The sequence below is a fragment of the Streptomyces sp. NPDC055078 genome (assembly GCF_053607985.1).
In genome coordinates this window covers 1-4,998 of the sequence record NZ_JBSGUP010000613.1, presented here as the reverse complement: position 1 = coordinate 4,998, position 4,998 = coordinate 1, and the positions used below count along the sequence as shown (strand labels likewise).

Annotated in this window: 4 protein-coding genes; 1 reads left to right on the top strand and 3 read right to left on the bottom strand. The window is 69.5% G+C overall.

Annotated elements, in window-relative coordinates; genetic code table 11:
• Positions 1–76: 76 nt before the first annotated feature.
• From ACWF94_RS33305 to ACWF94_RS33295, 3 genes are all read right to left on the bottom strand, one after another.
• Entirely contained in the window at positions 77–679 is a 603-nt protein-coding gene (locus ACWF94_RS33305; RefSeq protein ID WP_453497174.1) for a PadR family transcriptional regulator, read from the bottom strand.
• 341 nt (positions 680–1,020) lie between these two features.
• On the bottom strand, positions 1,021–1,776 hold the full coding sequence (locus ACWF94_RS33300) for a CPBP family intramembrane glutamic endopeptidase (protein WP_453497171.1): 756 nt from the start codon (positions 1,774–1,776) through the stop codon (positions 1,021–1,023).
• Positions 1,777–2,258: 482 nt separating this feature from the next.
• The gene (locus ACWF94_RS33295) at positions 2,259–3,773 is read right to left on the bottom strand and encodes a glutamate-cysteine ligase family protein (RefSeq protein WP_453497169.1); all 1,515 of its coding nucleotides are present in this window, start codon (positions 3,771–3,773) and stop codon (positions 2,259–2,261) included.
• A gap of 490 nt (positions 3,774–4,263) precedes the next feature.
• On the opposite strand from ACWF94_RS33295, the gene ACWF94_RS33290 reads away from it, so the two are divergent.
• The gene (locus ACWF94_RS33290) at positions 4,264–4,854 is read left to right on the top strand and encodes a hypothetical protein (RefSeq protein WP_453497166.1); all 591 of its coding nucleotides are present in this window, start codon (positions 4,264–4,266) and stop codon (positions 4,852–4,854) included.
• The last annotated feature ends 144 nt before the right edge of the window (positions 4,855–4,998 follow it).

The window sequence follows — 4,998 nt, the reverse complement described above, 5'->3', positions numbered from 1 at the left end:
GGGCACCGGTACCGCACCGATACCGCACTGGATCCGCACCGGCACCCCACCGGGGCCGCATCGGATCAACCCTTGGTCAGTGCTCGTCGGCGAGGATGAGATAGAGCTTCTTGCGGGCCTCGTTGATGACCTCGACGGCCTTGGTCCGCTGCTCGGCGCTCCCGGTCTTCCAGACCTGCCCGAAGGCTTCCATCAGCCCCCATCCGGCCTGCCGGATCTCATTGACCGTGTCCCAGTCGACACCCCGGCCCGCCTCTTCCCACGGGGCGTCCGGCCCCGCTTCGGCCTCGGCACGCCCCGCGTCGGTGAGGGTGAGCAGCTTCTTGCCGCCCTCGCTCACGCTGGTGATCAGACCTTCGTCCTCCAGCAGCTGGAGCGTGGGGTAGACAGAGCCGGGGCTGGGCTTCCAGGCCCCGCCGCTGCGCTCGCCGATCTCCTGGATCATCTCGTATCCATGCATCGGGCGGTCCTTCAGCAGCGCCAGGATCGAGGCCCGCACATCGCCGCGCCGCGCCCTTCCCCGGCCACCGCCACGGCCTCGCCCGCCCCCGAACGGCCCGCCGAACGGCGGCCCGAACTGCCCGAACGCCCCCCGGCGCCCCTCGCCGTCACCTCGACCATGATGTCCGGGCCCGCAGTGCCCATGCCCGTGCTCATGCTCGTGTCCATGTGAACGCATCGCTACGCTCCTTCCATCGTTGATCAGTCGCGATACCTCAACGATATATCGGAACCGCTCGGATGGCCAGCCTTCTCGGCTCCTCGGCTCCTTGGCTCCTGTCCCGTGGAATCAAGCCGCGCACCGGCAGCCCGGGTAGGTCACCTGGCTCTCCCTGCACATGGCCGGCCTGAGGCGGACCAGGGACACCCTCGACACGCTGATGGCGACGGCCCGGACGCACCGGGACCCGGCTGCGAAAGGCCGCGGCCGACCGACCGGTGGCCCACCACGGCGGCGTGGGCCCGCCGGTAGGCCGCACCGCCCGATGCCGACGCCGACGCCGACTTCGACGCCGGCACTCACGCCGTCGGCAGCCACCCCACCTTCCCCGCGAGCAGCGCGTAGCCGACGAAGGCCACGATGTCGAGCAGCGCATGGGCGACCACGAGCGGCCCGACACGGCCCCACCGCCGGTACAGCAGGACGAAGACCACGCCCATGACCGCATTGCCGATGAATCCGCCGATGCCCTGGTAGAGGTGGTACGAGCCGCGCAGCAGCGAACTGGCCGCCAGCGCGGCCATCGGCGTCCACCCCAGCTGGTCGAGTCTGCGCAGCAGATAGCCGACGACGATCACCTCCTCCACGACGGAGTTCTGGATCGCCGAGAGGATCAGTACGGGAAACTTCCACCACACCTCGGGCAGCGACTCCGGCACCACCGTCAGATTGAACCCGGTGGCCCGCGCCACCAGGTAGAACGCGAGTCCGGCGCTGCCGATCCCGGCCGCCACAAGGGTGCCGCGCCCGAGATCGGGCCATGGTGCCCGGCGGTCGAAGCCGATCGCCCGGAGGCCGCCCGCGCCCTCCCGGGTCAGCAGATGCGCGACCAGCAGGACGGGCACCAGGGCGGTCGCGATACCGAAGAGCTGCCAGGCGAGATCGAGCCATGGCCGACCCGGTGCGTACGATCCGTTCAGGGTCGCCGCCTGGTCCTTGAGACCCCCGGGCTTCGTCAGCGATCCGACAAAGCTGATCAGCGCCGACACCCCGCTGGCGCCGAGTGAGAGCGCCAGTACCAGGAGCATCTCGGACCGCGCGATCTTGGGTGACATGCCCTCCTGGGGAAGAGAATCAGCCACGCGTCCGGACTCCACCTGCACACATGCCTCCAGTTGCGTCTTCACACCTCGCCCCCGCCCTCGCCCCACCAGGGTCTCGAATACGGGTACGAGAAGCGCGCGACAGGCCGGGGCGCAGGTCATCGGACGATGACGAGGCTCCCGTTTCTCCCCGGCCGGCCTTCGATGGCCGGCATCCGAGGAGACGCACCACCGCATGGGATGTCACAGCTTGCCCGACCCCGCTCTCCCGGAGGAAGGCAGGTCCCGCCCCGGTCGCCCGCTCGCCCGCCCCGTACGGCGAGGATCCCCGGCGCCGGCTCATCCCCGAGCGGGGTCACGGTGGTCGCCCTGTGAGAGCCGCTCCGGGCTCTGGCGCCGGGGCCGGGGCCGGGGCCGGACGGATCTGGTTGCTGAGGCCGACAGGATGCCGGAGCGGACCTGGCGCGCGGCCGGGCAGCGCACCGGCCCCGCGCCTACGCCTCGCGCCCCGGAAACCCCACCTGCCAGGTGTGCACCGGCTCCCCCGCGTGCATCAGCTCGCAGTAACGGCGGGTCATCGCCGCGAGGGCCGGGTCCCGCTTGAGCCCGGCCTCCCGGGCGCGATGGTAGGTGTCGGCCTGCCAGGACGCCCCGTTCATCCGGCGCCTGCACCGCTCCTCGATGACACCGAGATACCGGTCGCGGTCGGCGGGCTCCACATTCCAGGCGTCGAGCCCCGCCGCGGCCAGCGGCAGCAGCTCGTCGCGGACGAGTTTGACGGCCGGCACCCGGGTGATACCGCCCGCACGCCCCGGCCGCGGCCATTGGAGTTCGGCGTCGATGCCCTGCCGGCACGCGGTGTCGAAGTTCTCCGCTGCGGCCTCGAACGGCAGCCTGCTCCACACCGGCCGCGACTCCTCCGCGAGCGCGCGCACCAGCCCGTAGTAGAAGGCGGCGTTGGCGATCACATCGGTGACGGTGGGCCCGGCCGGGAGCACCCGGTTCTCCACGCGCAGATGGGGGACGCCGTCGGCGATCCCGTAGACCGGGCGGTTCCAGCGGTAGACCGTGCCGTTGTGCAGGACGAGTTCATGGAGCCGGGGGACGCCGCCGTCCTCGAACACCCGCAGCGGATCCTCCTCCTCGTCACAGATCGGCAGCAGTGCGGGGAAATACCGCAGATTCTCCTCGAAGAGGTCGTACGCGGAATTCACCCAGCGCTCGCCGAACCAGGTGCGGGGCCGTACGCCCTGTGCCTGGAGTTCGGGCGGGCGGGTGTCGGTGGCCTGCTGGAACAGCGGGGGCCGGGACTCCCGCCAGAGTTCCTTGCCGAAGAGGAAGGGGGAATTGGCGCCCACCGCGATCTGGACGGCGGCCACCGCCTGCGCCGCGTTCCACACATCCGCGAACCGAGCGGGTGTCACCTGGAGGTGCAGCTGTACCGATGTGCAGGCCGCTTCCGGCGCTATCGACGAGGATGTGCAGGTCAGCCGCTCGACACCGTCGATGTCGAGGGTGAAGTCCTCGCCGCGCGCGGCGAGGATCTGATCGTTGAGCAGGGTGTACCTGTCGACGTCCGAGAGGTTCGCGGAGACCAGGTCGTCCTGGGCGAGCGTCGGGAGAATGCCGACCATCACAATGCCGGCGCCGACCTCGTTCGCTTTTCGGTGAGCATATCCGAGCCCGGCCCGCAACTCCTCGGCCAGTTGGTCGAGCACCCGTCCGCCGAGCCGGTGCGGAACAATGTTTACTTCCAGGTTGAACATTCCGAGTTCGGTCTGGAAATCCTGGCTCGCGATACGTTCGAGTACTTCCGCATTCATCATCCGGGGCAGGCCGTCCGTACCCGCGAGATTCAGCTCGATCTCCAGGCCCATCAGATTCTTGGGCCGGTCGAACCGCTTCTCGGCCAGCAGCCGCCCGAGTGCCGCCAGACACTGCTGGAGCTTTCGCCGGTACCGCTGGCGATCGGACAGTGCGAAGCCGCCTGCCACGGCTTTCTCCCCCATCGAAGGGTCCCTCCTCAGGTGGGCACCACGCAGCTTCGGTCGCTCGCGTCAGGGACGATAATGCCCAGACTGGCTGATCCATAACGCGGCACGGACGCGCGGCGGCCGGTACTGTGTCAGGGGCGATCGAGTGACACATCGCCCCGGCACGGTGCAGTGCACAGCTATCCAAGCCCAGCGCATGATGAAAAACACGGTTCGGTTTCAGCCTACCGGCGCGTACGCAAATGCCCAGGCCATGGCCGCATTCCTCACTGGAGACCAGCAGTACACCCGTGCCAGAAAGACCAGAACTCGCCTTGCTGTTAATACGCGCGAACGCTAGCGGAAACATCGTACGAACACGCGTCGTATAAACTCCGCTCCTGAGGCAGAGAGTTGGCGCCCGGTGGCCTTCCCGGCCCCCCTCTGGCCCCGCACGCTGACAGCGCCGTCCGCACCGCACCTGCCCTTCGCTCCACCGTGTCTCCCAAGTGAGAGGCGACCCACCATGCCGCTGCATGTCCTCCAGGCTCCCGCGCCTACTCTGCGTAGCGTCCTCGCGGCACTCGGTTCCCCTGCCGCCGTCGACGAGGACCGCACCCCCGCTCTCAGGTCCGTCCAGGGACCCGTGAGCCCCGAGTCACCCCTTCCCGTCCACATACTCGACCGGATCGCCCCCAACCCGTCCCGCCCCGCCACCCGCCTCACGGGCTGGCGCTTCCTGATCCGGGGCGGCGAGCGCGCCGTGGCCGCCGCGGACACGCGGCTCACCCCGGACGGCTGGACCTTCTCGCACTTCTTCGAAGGCCCGTACGTCGGCTCCACCGAACAGGCGCTGCGACAGGCGGAGTCGATGAAGACCCCCTTCCAGCCACGCCTGCTGTCCATTCCCGAGCTGTACATGCTCACCCTCTGGCTGCACGGGGACATCACCGCCGAAGCCTCGTCCGGCGCCCCCCTGCCCACCGACGTCCTGGTGCCACTCGCTCCCGCCCCGCCCGGTATCGCCGCCCACCGGCCGCACCGGGTGGCCGATCTGCTCCCGGTGATGACCCTGAGACTGGCCGCCCCCGGGCCTCTGCTGGCCTCCCCGGCCTGATCTCGTCGGCCCCTCAGGGCACAGTTGCTCGCGCCCCGTGACCGTCCGGTCGCGGGGCGCACTTCTCCCCGGACGGACTAGTCCGATCCGGCCATTCTTAACCATCCAAAAGGACAATGGAGTTGGGCTGAACCATCCGGGTGG

Excerpts from the sequence above, each read along its gene's own strand:
- ACWF94_RS33295 (WP_453497169.1), bottom strand. The coding sequence starts at position 3,773 with ATGGGGGAGAAAGCCGTGGCAGGCGGCTTCGCACTGTCCGATCGCCAG.
- ACWF94_RS33290 (WP_453497166.1), top strand. The coding sequence starts at position 4,264 with ATGCCGCTGCATGTCCTCCAGGCTCCCGCGCCTACTCTGCGTAGCGTC.
- ACWF94_RS33300 (WP_453497171.1), bottom strand. The coding sequence starts at position 1,776 with ATGTCACCCAAGATCGCGCGGTCCGAGATGCTCCTGGTACTGGCGCTC.
- ACWF94_RS33305 (WP_453497174.1), bottom strand. The coding sequence starts at position 679 with ATGCGTTCACATGGACACGAGCATGAGCACGGGCATGGGCACTGCGGG.